The sequence below is a fragment of the Sporofaciens sp. St.21A7 genome (assembly GCF_059728535.1).
Genome location: NZ_BAAGFN010000001.1, coordinates 3,347,814 through 3,368,015, shown reverse-complemented (window position 1 = coordinate 3,368,015; position 20,202 = coordinate 3,347,814). Strand labels below are relative to the sequence as shown.

Sequence of the window (20,202 nt, the reverse complement as noted above, 5' to 3'; positions counted from 1 at the left end):
ATTGCTCTTTGTTTTGATATATAATTAGATAGGTAATGGGCGGATAAATTTAAACAAGCATTCATAGGAGGAGTAAAAATGGTTAAAAAGGTAAGGAATAAGATTGCATGTATTCTAGCAGTTGTATTATTAGGAACATTAATACTACCAAGTCATGCATTAGCATCAGAAGTGGAACCAGAGAGAGTTACGGATGAAAATAAAATAGATGTAACTTTTGATGAAGAGAATGTGGATGAAACGATTGAAAAAAAGGGAGTGGCTGAAGAAGTTTCGAATGAAGAAGGAGATTTGGATGAAAATCAGATTGAAGAGGAACAAGGACAGGAGGAAAAAACAAAATCATCATTGGAGAATCAAGGGCTTATTAATTATATTGGTGTAGAGTACCCATATCTCCAAACACCACAAGAACAAAAATTAGTTGTATCATTTGGTGATGGCACAGAGAATATATCAGACGTTCGGCTAGTCTGTGAAAAAACAGATGGAAGCATACTAGAATTAGAGTTGAGCGAAAATGAAAATGCTCTATATTTATTTAGGTATAGCTTTTTGGATGAGGAGAGTGGGGAATACCATCTATCCCGTTTTCATTATATTCAAGATGGAACAGAGATGGTGATAGAATTAGATAAAATAGGAATAGATGCAAATTTTGGAGTGAATGAATATTATTCTGGATATGAGACATCTATTGAAGATACTACGGAATTTAGTAAAGAAGGTATAGATATATCAGTAGTTGAAGTTAACTCGGATAAAGTGGAAAATGCAGGAGTAGATATCGAAGAAGCAATTGAGGAAACTGTTGAAGATATTGGAAAAACGGAAAGTAGATCGAAAAAGGCAGAAAAAAAATCAAGAAAATCAACAGAAAATGTAGTTGTAGTATTGGATCCAGGACATGGAGGAACAGATGGTGGGGCACAAGGATATGGTTTGTTAGAGAAAAATCTTACTCTCAAGATTGCTCAATATTGTAAAGCTGAATTAGATAAATATAATGGCGTTGATGTTTATATGACAAGAGATAGCGATGTATACGTAGGATTGTCAGAAAGAGTCAGCAAAGCAAAAAATTGGGGAGCAGATGTATTTGTAAGTATTCATATTAATGCCAGTACAAATGGGTCGGCGAAAGGTGTGGAAGTCTTCTATCCTAATAATAATTATAATCCGGAGATACATAGTCAAGGTAAGGATTTAGCTGCTGATATATTAAAGCAATTAGTAGATTTGGGACTGAAAGACCGAGGAATTACAATAAGAAATGCGGATGATAATTCTAAATACCCAGATGGTTCTACATCAGACTATTATTCTGTCATTCGCAATAGCAAGCTTAATGGATTCCCGGGTATCATTGTAGAACACGCCTTTATCTCAAATTATGATGATGCTGCAAAACTTTGGCAGGATATTTTCCTACAACAATTAGGAGTTGCCGATGCAACAGGAATTGCGAATTATTTTAATTTGACAAAAGGGGCAAGTATTAATATTGAAAATAAAGACGATTTCGAAGGAACCGGACAAATTAAGGTGAATGGTCTGGGTACTAATGCGAAAGTTAAAATATGGAATGATAGTAATAATATAAAAGAGTACTCTGTAAAAGATGGTAGAAACACAATAAATTTTAATATAAAAGAATTTGGTAATTCACGTGGGCAATATTATGTGGAAGCATTTAATTCATCAGGAGCTTCACTGTGTAAAGCTTCGTTTTATATATCTAAGGATATAAATAGCACTCTTTCTGTTAAAGCGATTGATAATAAAGAAACACAGTATGGACTTTCTATTGTGTTTAAGGAGATGCCTAAAGAGGTTAGAAATGTACAGTTTGCAACATGGAGTGAACAGGGAGGTCAAGATGATCTTATATGGTATCAAGGGAAACAAAATCCTAGTGGTACATGGACATCGACAGCAGATATAAGAAAACATAAAACAGCAGGCAAATATAATGTACATGCGTATGCTATGTTGGAAAACGGAAATATGAAATTTCTTGGAGCTACAACTTTTATGATATCGTCCCCTACGTTGAAGATAGAAGTTGGTGAGTATCGAGAGAGTGAAGGGGAATTTGATGTAGTGCTTAAAGATATTCGGTCGGTTTCTGGTATAACTAAAATAGAAGTACCAGTTTGGAGTACGGGAAATCAGAGTGATATTCGATGGTATGAAGCTAAGAGACAAGATAATGGTAACTATAAAGTAACAGTGAATATAGCAAACCACAATTATTCATCAGGTCCATATAGGATTCATACATATACGACGACGGGAAACGGGGTGCGTGTATGTACAGGAATTGCGCCAGAAAAAACGGTTACATTGCCCAAAATGGAGGTTAGTGCATATGATACCAATGGAAAAGAAATGTTATATGCACTTAAAGTAACTAATGTGGAGATGCTTGGGACGGTAAGAAATATACAATTTGCAACATGGAGTGAACAAGGAGGTCAAGATGATATAGTATGGTATCAGGGCAGTAAAGGTACAAATGGTATATGGACGTCAACAGCAGATATAAAAAAGCATAAAACAGTAGGGAAATATAATGTTCACGCATATGCTACGTTAGCAAATGGAAAAATGAAATTTCTTGGTGCGGCAGAGTTTGTGGTTTCATCCCCTATGTTAAGCATAGCGGTAAATGATTATCAGGAGAAGACAGGTGCGTTTGATATAGTGCTTACAGATGTTCGTGCGGTTTCAGGTGTGACCAAAGTAGAAGTGCCAGTTTGGAGTACATCAAATCAGAGTGATATACGTTGGTATGAGGCAAAGAAGCAGAATAACGGAAGTTATAAAGTTACGGTGAACATAGCGAATCACAATTACTCATCTGGACCATATAGAATACATACATATGTTACGATGGGAAATGGGGCAAGAGGCTGTGCGGGAATTGCGCCGGAAAAAATGATAAAACTGCCAGAGATGAAAGTTAGTGCTGCAGATACAAACGGAAAAGAAACGTTATTTGATTTAGAGGTTACTAATATGGGAACTCTTGGCGCAATAAGAAGTGTGCAGTTTGCGACATGGAGTGAACAGGGAGGGCAGGATGATATAATATGGTATCAAGGTAGCAAAGGGATCAATGGTACATGGAGAGCTACAGCAGATATAAGAAAGCATAAAACAGTAGGCAAATATAATGTACATGCATATGCTACATTGACAAATGGAAATATGAAATATCTTGGCGCGGCGGAGTTTTTAGTTTCATCCCCTACATTGAATATAACGGTAAATGATTATCAGGAAAAGGAAGGAACGTTTGATATAATACTCACAGATATTAGAGCGGTTTCAGGTGTAACAAAAGTAGAAGTACCGGTTTGGAGTACGTCAAACCAGAGTGATATACGTTGGTATGAGGCGAAGAAGCAGAATAATGGAAGCTATAAAGTAACAGTGAACATAGCGAATCATAATTATTCAGCTGGTCCGTATAAAATACATACGTATGCTACAATGGGAAATGGGGCAAGAGGCTGTGCGGGAATTGCACCAGAAAAAATAGTAAAATTACCAGAGATGAAGGTTAGTGCTGTAGATTCAAATGGGAAAGAAACTTTATATGAGTTAGAAGTAAATAATACAGGTACACTTGGGACAATAAGAAATGTGCAGTTTGCAACATGGAATGAAAGAAGCAAACAAAATGAAATCATATGGTATCCAGGGAAAAATGAAGGAAATGGTGTATGGTCAGCGACAGCAGACATTCGTAAACATAAGCTGGGAGGAAAATATAATGTACATGTATATGCCACATTACTAAATGGGAATATGAAGTTTATTGGTTCAACTACATTTACGGTATCGGAAGCAGAAGTCTCGAAGGCTGAGATACAAGAATTTGATGAAGGGACAGGTTGTTTCAAAGTGATGATATTCAAGCCGCAATCAATATCGGGAGTTGATTATGTAGAAGTGCCGGTATGGTGTGCTGGAAATCAGAGTGATATAAAATGGTATAGAGCAGAAAAACAAAAAGATGGGAATTATTTGGTGAATGTTGACCCGAAATATCACAATTATCATTTTGGTCTTTATAAGATTGATATCTATGTTTCTTCGCAAAATAGAGTTAGAACGCTCACGAACAGTATCACTCAACAGGTACTGCCATATACAATTATGGGTGAGACAACAACGACGGTTGATCAGATGATGAGGTATTATGAGGCTAGTAAGAAGCCATATCCAGCTATTGAGTTAGGAATGGGCGGAGCTCTTACATTAAGAGAATTTTGTCAAATGTATTATGAAGAGGCAGAGGTAGAAGGGGTAAGAGCAGAGGTAGCATTTACTCAAGCAATGAAAGAAACTGGATGGTTGCAGTATAAAGGAATCGTAAAAATTGAACAATTTAATTTTGCGGGTATAGGTGCTTTGGATGGCAATGCGCAAGGCAATTGCGCTAGTTTTCCTGATGTTAGAACAGGGATTAGAGCCCAGATCCAACATTTAAAAGCATATGGAAGTGAGGAACCGTTGGTAAACGATCCGGTTGATCCAAGATTTGGACTGGTAAAACGAGGGTGTGCGCCATATGTAAGTTATCTTGGCCAAAAAGAGAATCCAAATGGGTTAGGATGGGCTACGGCAGTTAATTATGGCAATGATATTGTTTCGATGATTAAAGAGTTGAAGAATAAGTAGAAAGAGAAAAGGATGATTCAGTAAAAGTGAATCATCCTTTTCTTGTTAAAAACATATAGCGCTAATCTATCGTAAACGGTAGATAACACGTACCTAGAATTCCGCCAAAAAATATGAGAGAATACTTCTAAAAGCAAACAGAGTATTCTCTCATAATTATTTCATTTTGTTTGTGTCTGTTTCCGACATCTTTCTGGAAGATTTGGCGACCAGGGGAGTAGGTCTTCACAGAAGCTTAGATCTGTGTCATCCATATGTTTGGGTATCTCTGTCAGTAGATATTCAAAATAGTCATATGGCTTTAGGCTGTTTGCTTTTGCTGTTTCTGCAATACTGTATATTATGGCACTGGATTTTGCACCGGCTATGGTGTCTATCATCACCCAGTTCTTCTTTCCTATGCAGAATCCCCGAATGGATTGCTCCGCAGCGTTATTATCCATCGGTACTTCGCCATCGTCCAGAAATACTTTCAGGTATTTCTCCTGGTTGATGGAATACTGGAATCCTTCCCAGGTCTTGCTTTTTTGCGGCACTTTTAAAAGATTTTCACGTACCCATGTGAAATAAGCCTCCACCAGAGGTCTCACGCTCAACTGGCGGCGGTCTTTTCGATCTTTTGCCGGGAGGTCTTTTAATTGCTTCTCTTCCCGGTAGATGGCCTGGATCATGGTCAGTGCCAGATATGCCCGGCTGTCTTTCTGCCTCGATTTGGGCAGCGCCTTTACAGCTTCGTCATACCTGCGCCGTGCATGTGACCAGCATCCGGCAACCCTCAGGTCCTCACGTTCTTTTTCCACTGTGTGGTAGACCTGGTATCCATCGGTAACACATATACCGTTGAAATCTTTCAGGAATTCCCGGGGATGGCTTGCATTCCGCGTTTTTTGGTATTCATACAGGACGATCTGCCTGCCGCTGTACATCTGGCTTGTGCGGTATACCCACATATAACTCTTGCTCCCTGCAGGGCGTCCGTCCTTGTTTACGGCCACAGGAGTCTCATCTGCCTGCAGTACATGATAATCATAAAGCTTTTTATGGAGGTAATCATAGAGTATTGCCAGATACCGCTCTGCACACTGAACCGTCCAGTACGCCATATCCTGTCTGGAGATCGCGATGCCATAACGTTCAAACTCTTTTTCCTGACGGTACAGGGGCAGCGCATTCACATATTTGGCATTCATCACCGCAGCTTCCAGGGATGGGGAAACAAGGCTCCCCTTCAAGAGATACCCGGGATGCCCTGCTTTGATGATCTTATCCTCGTTTTTCCCTGCATATACGGCCACATGGTGCTCTTCGACTTCTATTTTGGCCGGGGTAAAACGGTATCTGCGGTACACTTCATCGGGGAGCTGTTTCCATCCGGATTCGCCAAAGGTATCTGCAAGTTCTTCCGCTGTCATTGTATGCTCAACAACCACAACTGGAAGCCCTTCTAAATCCTGCTCCCGTTTTCCCTTTTTCTTCTGTATTTTTTTACGTGGAATCTCATCAGAACCAGTGCTCCCGGCACTTTCCCCGGCAACCGCTTCCGCCTCATTAAAGAATACAACCTTTCCATCTACCTCCATAAATGAGATCTGGTTCTCCACTTCATGCTTTTCAGAAGACCTGCCAAAACGCTGCCTTTTGGAATCCGCAAGCTGCTCCAAAACCAATTGAAGATTTTTATCTATATTTCTCAGTTGATTCTGTTGGGAGAGAAATAACTGGATGATCGTCTCCTTATCCATGTTTTCCAGTTTTTCTTCTGTGTACTCCGGTGCCATATGTTTCCCTCCCTCATTTTCTATATTTTCATTATATCAAACTTTGGAGGTTTTGGCGAATTCCGGTTTCTGCATTTCCCGTCAAAATGCCGATACGTAAGAACCCCTCAGAAGCGGATACGGAGACGGTATCTGAAGGGTTCCCTTAAAAGCCGTCTGGAGCAGTTCCAGTCCGGATGGCCGCCCTAAGGAGTATGCTGGAGCAAGCTTCCAGCAGCCATATATCCTTTCTTTACTGTCTGAAATAAGGCGTGTAAAATCTCTGTTTTGCACAATCTTACCCCATATATTCCGGCGGTCTTACTGCTTTTACGGATTTCTTGGGTGTGATCGTAAGGCCTTCCATTAACCAGCGGAACTGCTGCTGTGTCAATGACTTTACTTCTTCCGCGCTGCGCGGCCATTGGAACCTGCTTTCTGCCAGTCTTTTATATAGCAGGAGCCAGCCGTCACCTTCCCATACCAGTCCCTTGATACGGTCAGCACGTCTTCCGCAGAAAAGGTAAAGAGTGTCCGGTAAATATGGTTTATTACCCGTCTGGGTTTCAAGGATAGCCGCCAAACGGTCTATTCCTGATCGGAGATCTGTATATCCGCATACGATATAGACCGCCTGAAAGCAGGTCGCATCATTCAGCATTCCGGATCACCTCCAGGACTGCTGACAGAAGCTTCATGGAAGTGGTTTCAGCCACATGAATCGAACATCCTGCCAGTGAAATATCCAATCCTTGAAAAAGGACATCCGGAGCCGTCCGGGTCTGGCACAGGAATTGTGCATCTACTGGTACAATGTCCTGTAAGCCATTTTCTTTCGAAAGACCATTCAGATAAGCTTCCCTTACGCGGCGGAGCCGATAATAATAATTACCTTTTGTAATACCATTCTGGATACACCACTCTGTAATGCGCATTCCTTCCGGACGATTCTGGCAATCTTTGATCTGTGCAGCCCACTGTTGAAGACGATAGTGTTCAGCTATTGTTGTTGTTTTTGAATTCATAGACTTACCTCCATATACCGGTATCAAAAGTTAAGGCTTAACTTTTGATACTCATAATAGAAATATGTCTATTGTCACATATTTTGTGCCTTTAGTCGAGGTACTCGCTATCTACCGTTTACAATCTATCTGCTCTACTATAATTGAATTTCTGAAGTCAGATGTGGATATACTAGGGGGATGATAGAAAGATAGCTACAGCTTCGTAAGGAAAGTTTACTTATGCATGTGGAATAACGTCAGCTATTGAATATTTTTCTTTCATTAAAGCTATGTTATTAGCTAAAATATTTATTGCAAATACGAATTAACTTGAAAAAGGAAGAAAGATGAAGTATACTCATATATACGGATATTTATTGAGAATGAAGAAAGAAATTTTTTCTTGTTTGTAGCAGAGGAGCTTATTTGGGGCATTCAAGGATTGAGGAGGTTCAGTAGTGTCACGATATATTCAGAATTTTCTTAAATTTCAGCCGCTTTTGGTAGAGTTAGTAGCAAGGGATATAAAAATTAAATATCGGCGTTCGGTCTTAGGAGTATTATGGACATTATTGAATCCACTATGCATGATGGTTATTTTATCAATTGTTTTTTCAAATTTGTTTAAATTTGATATTGAAAATTTTCCTTTATATGTATTAAGTGGACAAGTAGTATTTAACTTTTTTAATGATTCAACTACAAGTGCAATGTCATCTATAATAGGAAGTGCATCTTTAATTAAAAAGGTATATGTTCCTAAATACTTGTTTGTTATTTCTCGTGTGCTTTCAAGTTTTATTAATTTAATGGCATCATTTACGGCACTTATTTTAGTAATGATTGCAACGAGGGTTGAATTGAAGTGGAGTGTGGTTTTGTCAGTTATTCCACTTATGATTTTAGTAATATTTTCGTTAGGAGTAGGTCTTTTGTTGTCTGCTTTAGCCGTGAAATTTCGGGATGTTATACACTTGTATTCTGTCTTTACAACAGGATTGATGTATTTAATGCCAGTAATATATCCTATGTCTATGTTACCAGACAAGATTAAAACAATAGTACTGATGAATCCGCTAACAAATATGTTGCAAATGTTTAGAGATTCAATGTTAAATGGGAAAGGTATTTCGTTTACATCCTTTCTTACGGGTAGTACAGAAGCGTTGGTAATGCTAATAATTGGTCTTTACATTTTCTATAAATGTCAGGATGAGTTCATTTTGGAAATATAGGAGTTGACTAATGGATAATAACATAATAAGTGTAGATCATGTTTCGATTAAATTTAATTTGTCATCGGAAAAATTTGATAGTTTTAAAGAATATATTATTAAGAGTATAAAGAAGCAAGTTTCATATGATGAATTTTGGGCTTTAAGAGATGTGTCATTTGGGGTTCAAAAAGGTGATTCCCTAGGGTTAATCGGGTTAAATGGCAGTGGAAAGAGTACTATGCTGAAAACGATAGCTGGAGTATTAAAACCAACAGAAGGAAATGTTACTGTAAAAGGTACAGTTGCCCCGCTAATCGAATTAGGGGCAGGTTTTGACATGGATTTGACAGCAAGAGAGAATGTTTTTCTAAATGGGGCTCTTTTGGGGTATAATAGAGTACAAATGGAAGAGTATTATAATGATATAGTTGATTTTTCTGAATTGGATAATTTTATGAATGTTCCTGTAAAGAATTTTTCATCAGGAATGATATCGAGGTTGGCTTTTTCCATCGCAACTATTGGAATACCAGATATCTTGATTGTTGATGAGGTTCTGTCGGTAGGGGATTTCCGATTTCAAGAAAAATGTGAGGCGCGTATTCAAAATATGAGAGATCATGGCACAACTATACTTTTTGTATCGCATAGTTTGCCTCAAGTAGAAAAAATATGTACTAAAATAGTTTGGCTAGAACAAGGACACCTTAAAATGTATGGGAGAACTCAAGAAGTATGTCAAAAATATAGAAATTCATAGAAGAGGAATAGATGATGAAAAAGGTTATAAAATGGAGCGTAGGTATTATTTTTGCAGTCGCATTTGCATTTTTGTATGCTCATGTAGATAATATGACTTTTTTATATAATCAAGATATAGATACGAGTGAATATGTGAATACAGGTATTTTGCAAAATACAAAATTAAGTCAGAGTTTTGTTTGCGAGGAGGCATTCTTAGATGGGATTCAGGTGAAATGTTCTTCTGTTGGTAATGTGGAGAATGTAAGTATTTCTTATATTATAGAAGAGGAAACTACTAAAATTCGAGTTGCAGAAGGAGTTGTTGAAGGGATTGAGATTAAGAATAATAAATTTAATAAAATTAAGTTTGATCGAATTGAAAATTGTAAAGGGAAAAAATATAAAATTACATTTGAAGAAAATGGTTCAGATCCAATAAATGGGGTGTCATTTTATTTTGCGGAAGATTTAAAAAGTAATAAAGCTTTTATTTTAGGTGGAGAAGAGATAGAGAGATATTCATTAGTTGTTAGAACATTTTCACATAGGTTTGATTTTGAAACTTTCGGAGTAGTGATTATATTTTTGGTGTATATAGCTATTTTTTTGAAAATATTATATAAGTTATTTAAATAATTATTTTAATTAAAGTATAAACTATTAACTAGAAACTAGATATTTTAGAATGGAGAGTTGTAGATTATGGGAAAAAAGGTATTAATAACCGGTGCAGGTGGTTATATTGGACAACATGTTATAAAAAAGCTCATAGAAATAGGGGCTGATGTTAGCGCGGTAGATGTATGTTTTAATAAAATAGATCCTGCGGTTAAGATATATAAAGAAGATATCTTTTCGAGCGATGAATCAGTATATGAAAGATTGGGGAGCCCAGATGTTTGTTTGCATATGGCTTGGAAGGATGGGTTTAATCATAATTCTATTGCTCATATGGGAGATCTTTCAGAGCATTATAGGTTTATTCAAAATATGGTTTCAGGTGGGCTTAAACAGATTGTTGTAATGGGGAGTATGCATGAGGTGGGCTATCATGAAGGGATGATAAAAGATGATACACCTTGTAATCCGCTGAGTTATTATGGTATTGCAAAAGATGCCCTTCGAAGAAGTTTAATGTTAATGGCAGAGCAACGAAATCTTTTGCTTCAATGGATTCGAGCTTATTACATTTATGGAGATGATGAAAGGAGCAATTCTATTTTTGGTAAATTAATCCGTGCAGCAGAAGCAGGAGAAAAGAAATTTCCGTTTACTACTGGAAAGAATAAGTATGATTTTATTCATGTCGATGAGTTGGCAAAACAAATTGTTGCTGTATTAATGCAAGAAAAAGTAGGTGGAATTATAAATTGCTGTAGTGGAAAAGCAGTAAGTTTAGCAGAACAAGTGGAGAAATTTATTAAAATAAATCAATTAAATATTGAATTAGAATATGGTAAATTTCCGGATAGAGAATATGACTCGCCGGCTGTTTGGGGAGATAATACAAAAATTAAAAAAATTTTGAATGATACAATTTTGAATAATTTGTAATCGAAGAAAGAGGAAGTTATGAAAATTAATTCTAATCTGGTAAAAAGATATGGCATTTTTGTTTTTTTTGATAAAGAAGGGATAGTAGATGATTATGTCATATATTTTTTAAAAGAATTAAAAAAAAATCTCAACCGGTTGCTAGTGATATGTAATGGGAATATAAATCGAGAAGGGGAAAAAATTTTAACAGAACTTTCAGATGAATATATAGAAAGAGAAAATAAAGGATTTGACGTTACTGCTTATAAATTAGGACTACAATTGCATGGTCAAAAGTTTTTGGGAGATTATGACGAAGTTGTGATTTGCAATGCTACAGTATTTGGACCTTTCTACCCTTTTGTCAACATGTTTAATACTATGGATGAGAAAGATATTGATTTTTGGGGTATGTCCTTATTTTCAGGAGCGCCATTTGATCCATTTGGTACGATTGAATATGGTTATATTCCAAAACATATTCAATCGTATTTTATGGTCTTTAGAAAAAGTTTACATCAATCAGTTGTGTTTTGGAAATTTTTTGAAAACTTATCGAAAATTCGGAATTATTATGAAGCAATTGGATATTATGAAGCGGTATTTACTAAAAAAATGGAAGAAGCAGGATTTTATTACTCAACATATTTAGAGGCACCAGAGTTAGATGGGTATACTTATGATATATTACGAGATTTTCCATTATATTTAATTAAAGAAAAATATTGTCCTGTATTAAAGCGACGCTCTTTTTTTCATGAGTATAGAGACAGCTTAGAACGTTCAGCAGGAGAAGCAGCCAAAGATATACTAGAATATATTGAAGAACATATTGATTATGATGTAGATATGATTTGGGCAAATTTGCTTCGATTACAAAATATTTCTGATTTAAAAAAACGTATGCATTTAAATTACATCTTGCCTGTGACACACATAGATAAATATAGAAAGAAAAAAGATAAAATTGCATTGATTTTGCATATATATTATACAGAAATGTCAGATTATATGTTGAAGTATATCCAAAATATGCCATCTGATACAGATGTATATGTAACAGTACCATCTCGAGAAAAGAAAATATTTATTAAGAAAGCATTCCGTACATTGAATGTACGGAATGTTATGGTACGCGTCGTAAAAAATCGAGGACGTGATGTGAGTGCATTATTAGTTGGATGTAAAGGCATAATTGATAAATATGATATAATCTGTTATTTACATGATAAGAAGGTTACACAAATTAAACCAGGATCAGTTGGCGAATCATGGGGATACATGTGTCTCGAGAATCTTCTTGGAAGCAAGCAATATGTGGAAAACATACTTACTACATTTGAAGATAATCCAAGATTAGGAATTTTGACACCACCCCCGCCGTGTCATTCTGTATATTATCCAACTCGTGGAGCACTAGAATGGGGACCTAACTTTCAAAATACAAAAAAATTAGCAGAAACATTGAGGTTAAATGTTGATATAGATCCTGAAAAAGAACCCATTGCACCAATTGGCTCATACTTTTGGTTTAGGACAGATGCCTTGAAAGACTTGTTTGCATATGATTGGAAATACGAAGATTTTCCGCAGGAACCTTTACCTATTAATGGATGTATTTCTTATGCAGTTGAGAGAATCTATCCATTTGTGGCACAGAATAGAGGGTATTATTCTTCAAATGTCTTATCTAGTAGATTTGCGGAAATAGAACTAACAAATCTAGATTTTATGATAGAGACAATTAAAAAGCCATTGATGAAGAAATATGGAAGGATGTCACATTTAGCGTTGGTTGAAGCAATAAGGAAGGAAATACCTGATTAAAAGGGAAAGCGGGAAATTGAAATGAGAAGATGCGCAGTTTATTTGTTTTATGACAGAGATGGTATTGTAGATGAATATAATATTTTTTTGCTGAAAGAGATAAAAAAGCATGTGGAAAATATATTGGTGGTTTGTAATGGATTCCTGAATGAATGTGGAAAGAAAAAATTTGAAACTGTTGCTAATGAAGTGTTGATACGTGACAACATAGGCATGGATGTAGGTGGATATAAAGAAGGAATCGCATATATTGGTTATGAAGAATTGTCAAAATATGATGAAATTATATTGATGAATTATACTTTTTTTGGACCACTTTATCCATTTAGTGAAATGTTTTCTACAATGGAAAAGATAGATGTTGATTTTTGGGGAATAACTTGTCATGGAAAAGTTACTCCTGATCCATTTGGATGTATACCCTTTGGATATCTTCCCAGACATATTCAATCATATTTTTTGGTTTTACGGCATAAGCTATTTATTTCTGATGATTTTCAAACATATTGGAAAAACTTGTCACTTCCTGTAAAGTATACAGACTCAATTGTGAATTTTGAGGCGGTGTTCACTAAGACTTTTGAAGATAAAGGATATAATTGGACCACATATATAGACACTGAAGACATGGAAGAAAGATCCGTTTGTCCGGTCATGTATTATGCGAGAGAATTAATTGAGGAAAAAAGATGTCCAATAGTGAAAAGAAGAATATTTTTTCATGATTATATTGATTTGTTTACCAATACTTGTGGTGAGTCATATCAATTAGCTTATCGCTATATTAAAGATTATCTAGGGTATGATGTGAATTTAATTTGGGATAATATACTTCGGTTAGAAAATATGACCGATATTAATAAGGCATTACATTTAAATTATTTTTTGTCTGCTAAAAATGCAGATGTAAAAGGAGAGACAGCTAAAGTTACAGCTATTTTTTATTTTAATGATGAAAAGCAGATTCCTTATCATTTGCAGTATATAAATAGTCTTCCCAAGGATTCAAAAATATATTTTATATGTACTGCTGCTGAAATAAAAGAAAGACTTGAGAAATTTGAGCTTGCCTTTTATCAATATGAAATTCATATATATTTGGATTCATCCTGGTTAACTTGGGATGATGCAATTAGAAAGATACCAGAAGAATGGATAAAGGAGAATGAATTAATTTGTTTAGTTAATGCAAGTGGGACTGGGCAAGGGCTAGCGTTGTCTAATATCTCAAGTTGGAGAGAAAAAAATTTGAAAAGTATTTTAGCATCAAAAGCATATGTGCAGAATATTATTCAGACTTTTGAAAATGAGCCACGCTTAGGTGTGCTTAGTCCCTTTAAGCCAATTCATGGAATTTACTATGAGGAAATAGAAAAAGAATGGCAAGAAAAGTCGGACGACGTGAAAAAGATATTGAGTTTATCGAATTGTAGTTATAATTTGTCTGTTGAAAAGATTCCGATAGCGCCTTTTGCAGGGGCATGTTGGATTCGTATGCCCGTTTTAAAAAAAATATGTTCATTAGAAATCAGCGATATCCATTTAAAATCTAAAGAATATTTGTCTGTTTCAACTATGGCATGTTCAATCCCTTTTTTAGCACAAAGTATAGGTTACTATTCGGGATGGCTCTTTTGTAATGATTATTGTGAGATTGACTTTACTAATATGGATTATATGGTTCGAGAAACAAATAAAGCGGTATTCAAAAGATGGTGTCCTGGACTTATACAGGATCTTGCAGAAATAATAGAGAATGATAACGGTGTTGTACCACTTAATTGGAAGAGAAAATTGAAAAATCAGTTAAAAAAGAGATTGCCGTTCTCATTCTATCAATTAGGGAAAGATATGTGGCATAAATTAAAAAGGTATAGAGAATAAAAGTATACGTGGTCAATTTGAATGAGGTTGTTTTATATGAGTTCAATACGTAAAGTGGAAATATTATTTATAAAATATGAAAAATTAATAGAAATAGGATATATTATTTTTTGTGGTTGCATCTTTTTTTTATGGAGCATTAGTGCGGAGTATGATACAGCACCGGATGAACTTATGCGGTATCAGATCCCTCAATATATATATCAATATGGAGCACTTCCAAATGGGGATTTAGAAATATTAAGAAATGATATGTGGGGATTTAGTTATGCTTACTATCCCAATATGTTAGGCCCTATTCTTAGTGCTATTTTCATGAAATTTGCTAGTATTTTTTCGGATGGAGATTTTACGTTACTTGTTGCGGCAAGATTTACAAGTGTTTTATTTGGAGCGATTTCAGTTTTGTTTTTTTTAAAATGCTGTAAAAGAATTTTTTCAAGCAAAACAACGTGGGTAATTACCATATTTATTTCTATGATACCTCAATTTGTTTATTTATCAAGCTATGTTAATAATGATATTATTTGTATCGGTGGTTCTGCTATTATATGTTATTCTTGGATTTGCGGGTTACAAGATGGGTGGTGCTATAAGAATTCATTTACTTTATCAATAGGAATTATAATTTGTGCATTGTCTTATTACAATTCTTATGGATGGATCTTATGTAGTATTATACTTTTTGTTTTTAGTTATATTTTGCGAACAGATGATAGCAAGGATTATGACATGATGCTAAAATATGGTTTATTTATCTCTGTAATAACACTGATTGCAATATCAGGATTTTTTATTAGAAATGCAATTTTATATGACGGAGATTTTTTGGGAATGGCATCTTTGACAGAATCCTCTGAAAAATATGCATTAGATTGGCTTAAGCCATCGAAGCGTAATATTGCTGCAAATACTGGAATGTCAGTTGGAGAAATGCTTCGATCAAAGCAGTGGACTGCTTATACCTGGTCAGAATTAACTTACAAAAGTTTTATAGGTGCATTTGGTTATATGAGGATTTTTTTATCAGAAAGAATTTATAATATATATAAAATTGTACTGAGTGTTTTAGTGATTGGATTATGTGGACAGGTATATCGATGGATTAGAAGAAAAGATAAAACAGTATTTAAAAGTTATAAGTATCTTTTATTATTCTATTTGAGTTTGGGGATTGCCTTTTGTATACCAATTTGTTTGAGTATATATTATAGTTATGCAGTAGATTATGAGCCTCAAGGAAGATATTGTTATCCTATGATTGTGGCATTAGGAATTTTGTTAGGGAGCGGATATGAGTGGTATATTAAGAAATTCAATAATTTGTATGCAATAGTTATTTCAGGATTTATGATAATTAGTGAAATAGGAATGCTAATGTATGTATATTCATTTTGTTTCATTCCTGCTATTAATGGAGGCTAATGAGTTTTATTTGAAAGGAGGAATAATTATGGAATTACCGATACTTTATATTGTTATTCCATGTTATAATGAACAGGATGTATTACCAATTACATGTGATATTTTTTTAAATAAGATAAAAGAACTTATACAAGAAAATATAATTAATAAAGATAGTAAAATTATGTTTGTGAATGATGGTAGTAAAGATAGTACATGGGATATTATAAATAGATTAACGAAGTTAGATTCTCATTATATAGGAATATCTCAAAGTCGGAATAGGGGACATCAGAACGCAGTGTTGGCAGGATTAATGGAAGCAATGGATAAGTGTGATGTGACGATTTCCATTGATTGTGACGGACAAGATGATGTTAATGCTATGAACCAAATGATTAAGGAATATTTGGATGGTTGTGAAATTGTTTATGGGGTGCGGAATAAACGAGAAACAGATACTTGGTTTAAACGTACTTCGGCAGAAGGATTCTATAAGTTGATGAGCTTTATGGGGGCAGAGGTAGTCTATAATCATGCAGATTATAGATTAGTATCAAGTAAAGTATTACAAGAATTTAAGAATTTTAAAGAGGTTAATATTTTTTTAAGGGGAATGTTTCCATTAGTAGGTTTTAAGAGTACGAGTGTATATTATAAAAGACAGGAAAGATTGGCAGGAGATAGCCACTACCCATTATCAAAGATGTTATCATTAGCGTTTGATGGTATAACAAGTATGAGTGTGAAGCCAATTAGAATTATTACAAGTTTTGGATTATTGGTTTCTGTTATGAGTTTGATAGGAGTGATTTGGTCAGTTATAGTTAATCTGATGGGACATACGGTTAGTGGGTGGAGTAGTATTGTAAGTATTATGTGTTTTATAGGAGGTATTCAATTGATTTCGTTGGGGGTTTTGGGTGAGTATATTGGTAAAATATATTTAGAAGTAAAGGCGAGACCACGGTATATTATATCTGAAAAAGTAGGAGATATATATAATGAAGATAAATAAAGTCTTTATAAGATTTATTATAGTAGGCATTGCAAATACAGTTTTTGGAACTGCTATTATGTTTCTTGCGTATAATCTTCTGCATTTAAGTTATTGGATTTCTTCAGCTGCAAATTATTTTTTTGGAAGTATATTAAGTTATTTTTTGAATAAATACTATACGTTTGGAAGTAAAAATAAATCTTGGAAAGAAGTGATAAGATTTATTTTAAATATTGGCTTATGCTATTTTATTTCATATGGTATTGCCAGACCATTTATCAGATATATTTTGTATAATCAAGAAAAAAATATACAGGATAATTGTGCAATGGTAATAGGAATGATAATATTTATGATAATAAATTATGTAGGACAGAATGTTTTTGTTTTTAGAAATAAAAATGTTATGGAAAATGAAACATATAGTAGTGAGAGGAAGAAATAAAGTGAAAAAAGAAAGATTGTTTTATTTAGATTTTATCCGAGCTATTGCGACAATTTCAATTGTAATGACACATTTTAATGCTCGATATTTATATTTATCCCCGCCAATGCCAGAGAAAGCAATTGTAACGACAACAGTTTCTAACATATATATCGGTAACTGGGGAGTTTCTCTTTTTTTTATTATTTCTGGAGCTGCTTTGATGTATATATATGAAGATAAATGTAATTGGAAAGAATTTTATAGGAAGCGTTTTTTGTCTATATATCCTATGTTTTGGATTGCCTATAGTTTTGCCTTTTTGTATTTATTTTATAGTGATAAACGAATTCCTTCATCTGCAGTTGATGTACCTAAAATTAACATTATTTTTTCATGTTTAGGATTAGATGGATTGTTGGTAAGAAATATTCCAATGTTTTATATTTTAGGCGAATGGTTTCTTGGAGTCATTATAATAATGTATCTTATATTTCCTATCCTCAGAAAATTAATTATTAATTATTCATATGCAACAGTTATTGGCGTAATAGCAGTTTATTTATGGATGATTTTTGGGTTTAATTTTAATTTTGATAGAGGAACAGTTATATTAACAAGATTACCTGAAATTTGTTTTGGTATGTATTATATAAGATTTAGAAAAAGGGTTAATGGTAAAGTTGCTTTTCTTTCCCTATTGATTTTAGTTACAAATGGTCTATTGAAACCCAATTGGTCACAAGATATTCAAACTACTTATGTTGGTATTTTTTCATTCTTATTGTTAGTATATTTTTCTTATTATTTAGAAAGAGTGGTGATAAAGAAAGTTTGTGGAGTGATAAGTAAATATTCATATGCAACATTTTTAGTACATCATGTGGTTATTGAGAGAATGATGAAAACATTTAATCTAATGGAAATATCTGTCTTATATAGTTATATTTTATTTATTGTAGTATGTGTTGTAGTTGCATTCTTCGCTTGGCTTTTATACAATGTCCATGACAAAATAATTAAAAAAATTTGTTATTTTTATATGGAAGAAATACAAAGAAAAAAGAAAACTTTATAGAATGGAAAATGAACTTTGAAGTTGTGTAATTGGGAGGGAAAAATTTAGTGAAAAGAGTTATTACGTACGGTACATTTGATTTAATTCATTATGGACATATCAATTTATTAGAAAGAGCTAGAAAAATGGGAGATTATCTTATTGTTGGACTTTCAACAAATGAGTTTAATCAAATTAAGGAAAAAAAATGTTATTTTTCTTATGAAGAGAGAAAACGATTATTAGAAGCAATTAGATATGTTGATTTAGTAATTCCGGAAGAATCATGGGAACAAAAAGCAAATGATATAAAATTATATCATATAGATATATTTGTCATAGGAGATGATTGGAGAGGAAAGTTTGATAAATTAAAAGAATTATGTGAGGTTGTATATCTTAATAGAACACCAGAAATTTCGACAACTAAAATAAAAAAGGAACTTAAAATATTTTAAGGAGGATACTTTTATGGGTAAATCTGTTAATAAGAAATTAATGGTATTTGAATCTGCACCAGATTTCTCTGATAATTCAAGAGCTTTATGGGAATATGTCGTAGAAAATTCAGATTTTAAAACATTTTGGGTAATCAAGGATGAAAAAATGTATGTATTATTAGGGAATTTTAAGCTTCCGTCCCGCATGATTTTCTTAGATTCATATATGCTTAATAAAAATTATTTGACAATTTATCATATAATGAATGCATTTAATGTATTAATTACAGATTATTCGTCGGTTTACGTTGATTTTATGCTATTAAATAAACCAATAATTTTTTCTTGCCCTGATTTAGAAAAATATAAAAATGATAGAGGATTTATTGTAGATGACCCAACATTATTAATGCCAGGAACGATTGTTAAAACACAAAGTATGTTATTAAAAACGCTTGATGACATATTTGAAGGTGAAGATTACTATAAAAAAGAACGTGAAAATAATATGAAATTTTTTCATAAATATAAAGATGGAAACTCTTCAAGACGATTATTTACAGAAATTTTACAAACTGATAAAAAAGGAATAGAAGATTCATCTAAAGCGATGGGACGATATTTTTTTGATCAGAGTTCACCGCTATCACAATATGTAAAAAATATTAAAACAGAAGTTTTTTTTGATACTGGAAATGGATTTAGTGAAGAAACTAAGATAGTAAATATTTTTAAATTAAAAGATGAAGAGGATTTAATTACGTTAGAACTTGATATCCCTGATAATGTAAAAGCGATACGATTTGATCCAGATGATGTTGGGAGATTTATATTAAAGTGTTTATCAATAAAAATAAATAATGTAAAAATGAAATATAAAATTGTTAGAGGATATGAAATAGATAATTGTATTTATTTTTATGGTTTTGATCCTCAAATCACTATTTTATTAGAAAGTAAACCTTATGGAAAATTAAAAATTGAATTTATATGTAAAGATTTCTATTCTAGTGCAGGAAGAATAATAGAAGGTTTTGATGCACGAATATTAGATATTGAAACTCAATTGAAAGAAACATACAAAAAATTACATGATACTAATCAACAATTATCGGAGATTAAAGCTTCAAATTCTTGGAAATGGACAAAACCGCTTAGAGATATAGGACGTGTAGTTAAAGGTGTGGTGAAAAAATAGGTTTAATATTTATAC

Annotated in this window: 16 protein-coding genes; 13 read left to right on the top strand and 3 right to left on the bottom strand. The window is 33.7% G+C overall.

Going from position 1 to position 20,202, the window contains the following annotated elements; all coding sequences use genetic code 11:
- Window positions 1-78 precede the first annotated feature (78 nt).
- Entirely contained in the window at window positions 79-4,692 is a 4,614-nt protein-coding gene (locus tag AC6I3O_RS16580) for a GBS Bsp-like repeat-containing protein (protein ID WP_497851855.1), read from the top strand.
- Window positions 4,693-4,853: 161 nt separating this feature from the next.
- Here AC6I3O_RS16580 and tnpC read toward each other — a convergent pair whose 3' ends face one another.
- From tnpC to AC6I3O_RS16565, 3 genes are all read right to left on the bottom strand, one after another.
- Complete coding sequence (gene tnpC / locus AC6I3O_RS16575; RefSeq protein ID WP_497850691.1) at window positions 4,854-6,470, bottom strand: IS66 family transposase; 1,617 nt, start codon at window positions 6,468-6,470, stop codon at window positions 4,854-4,856.
- Between the two features lie 277 nt (window positions 6,471-6,747).
- Window positions 6,748-7,110: an IS66 family insertion sequence element accessory protein TnpB gene (tnpB, locus tag AC6I3O_RS16570; RefSeq protein ID WP_497850690.1), complete on the bottom strand. Its 363-nt coding sequence runs from the start codon at window positions 7,108-7,110 to the stop codon at window positions 6,748-6,750.
- A complete protein-coding gene (locus tag AC6I3O_RS16565; protein WP_497850689.1) occupies window positions 7,100-7,474 on the bottom strand; it encodes an IS66 family insertion sequence element accessory protein TnpA in 375 nt (124 codons plus the stop codon). Before AC6I3O_RS16565 ends, tnpB begins: the two co-directional genes overlap by 11 nt.
- Window positions 7,475-7,914: 440 nt before the next feature.
- Here AC6I3O_RS16565 and AC6I3O_RS16560 point away from each other — a divergent pair, with 440 nt between their 5' ends.
- From AC6I3O_RS16560 to AC6I3O_RS16505, 12 genes are all read left to right on the top strand, one after another.
- Window positions 7,915-8,691, top strand: coding sequence for an ABC transporter permease (locus tag AC6I3O_RS16560; RefSeq protein WP_497851854.1), 777 nt, complete (start codon window positions 7,915-7,917; stop codon window positions 8,689-8,691).
- A 10-nt stretch (window positions 8,692-8,701) separates the two neighbouring features.
- Window positions 8,702-9,433, top strand: coding sequence for an ABC transporter ATP-binding protein (locus AC6I3O_RS16555; RefSeq protein WP_497851853.1), 732 nt, complete (start codon window positions 8,702-8,704; stop codon window positions 9,431-9,433).
- A gap of 11 nt (window positions 9,434-9,444) precedes the next feature.
- On the top strand, window positions 9,445-10,053 hold the full coding sequence (locus AC6I3O_RS16550) for a hypothetical protein (protein WP_497851852.1): 609 nt from the start codon (window positions 9,445-9,447) through the stop codon (window positions 10,051-10,053).
- Window positions 10,054-10,119: 66 nt separating this feature from the next.
- The gene (locus tag AC6I3O_RS16545; protein WP_497851851.1) at window positions 10,120-10,971 is read left to right on the top strand and encodes an NAD-dependent epimerase/dehydratase family protein; all 852 of its coding nucleotides are present in this window, start codon (window positions 10,120-10,122) and stop codon (window positions 10,969-10,971) included.
- A gap of 18 nt (window positions 10,972-10,989) precedes the next feature.
- Window positions 10,990-12,780 (top strand): rhamnan synthesis F family protein, encoded by a 1,791-nt coding sequence (locus tag AC6I3O_RS16540; protein WP_497851850.1) that lies wholly within the window; start codon window positions 10,990-10,992, stop codon window positions 12,778-12,780.
- Between the two features lie 21 nt (window positions 12,781-12,801).
- Window positions 12,802-14,664: a rhamnan synthesis F family protein gene (locus tag AC6I3O_RS16535; RefSeq protein ID WP_497851849.1), complete on the top strand. Its 1,863-nt coding sequence runs from the start codon at window positions 12,802-12,804 to the stop codon at window positions 14,662-14,664.
- A 36-nt stretch (window positions 14,665-14,700) separates the two neighbouring features.
- Window positions 14,701-16,089, top strand: a complete 1,389-nt coding sequence (locus tag AC6I3O_RS16530; protein WP_497851848.1) for a glycosyltransferase family protein — start codon at window positions 14,701-14,703, stop codon at window positions 16,087-16,089.
- 28 nt (window positions 16,090-16,117) lie between these two features.
- Window positions 16,118-17,086, top strand: coding sequence for a glycosyltransferase family 2 protein (locus tag AC6I3O_RS16525; protein ID WP_497851847.1), 969 nt, complete (start codon window positions 16,118-16,120; stop codon window positions 17,084-17,086).
- Window positions 17,073-17,513 (top strand): GtrA family protein, encoded by a 441-nt coding sequence (locus AC6I3O_RS16520; RefSeq protein ID WP_497851846.1) that lies wholly within the window; start codon window positions 17,073-17,075, stop codon window positions 17,511-17,513. Before AC6I3O_RS16525 ends, AC6I3O_RS16520 begins: the two co-directional genes overlap by 14 nt.
- 1 nt (window position 17,514) lies before the next feature.
- A complete protein-coding gene (locus AC6I3O_RS16515; protein ID WP_497851845.1) occupies window positions 17,515-18,570 on the top strand; it encodes an acyltransferase family protein in 1,056 nt (351 codons plus the stop codon).
- 47 nt (window positions 18,571-18,617) lie between these two features.
- A complete protein-coding gene (gene tagD, locus AC6I3O_RS16510; RefSeq protein ID WP_300697087.1) occupies window positions 18,618-19,007 on the top strand; it encodes a glycerol-3-phosphate cytidylyltransferase in 390 nt (129 codons plus the stop codon).
- Between the two features lie 13 nt (window positions 19,008-19,020).
- Window positions 19,021-20,187 (top strand): CDP-glycerol glycerophosphotransferase family protein, encoded by a 1,167-nt coding sequence (locus AC6I3O_RS16505; protein ID WP_497851844.1) that lies wholly within the window; start codon window positions 19,021-19,023, stop codon window positions 20,185-20,187.
- The last annotated feature ends 15 nt before the right edge of the window (window positions 20,188-20,202 follow it).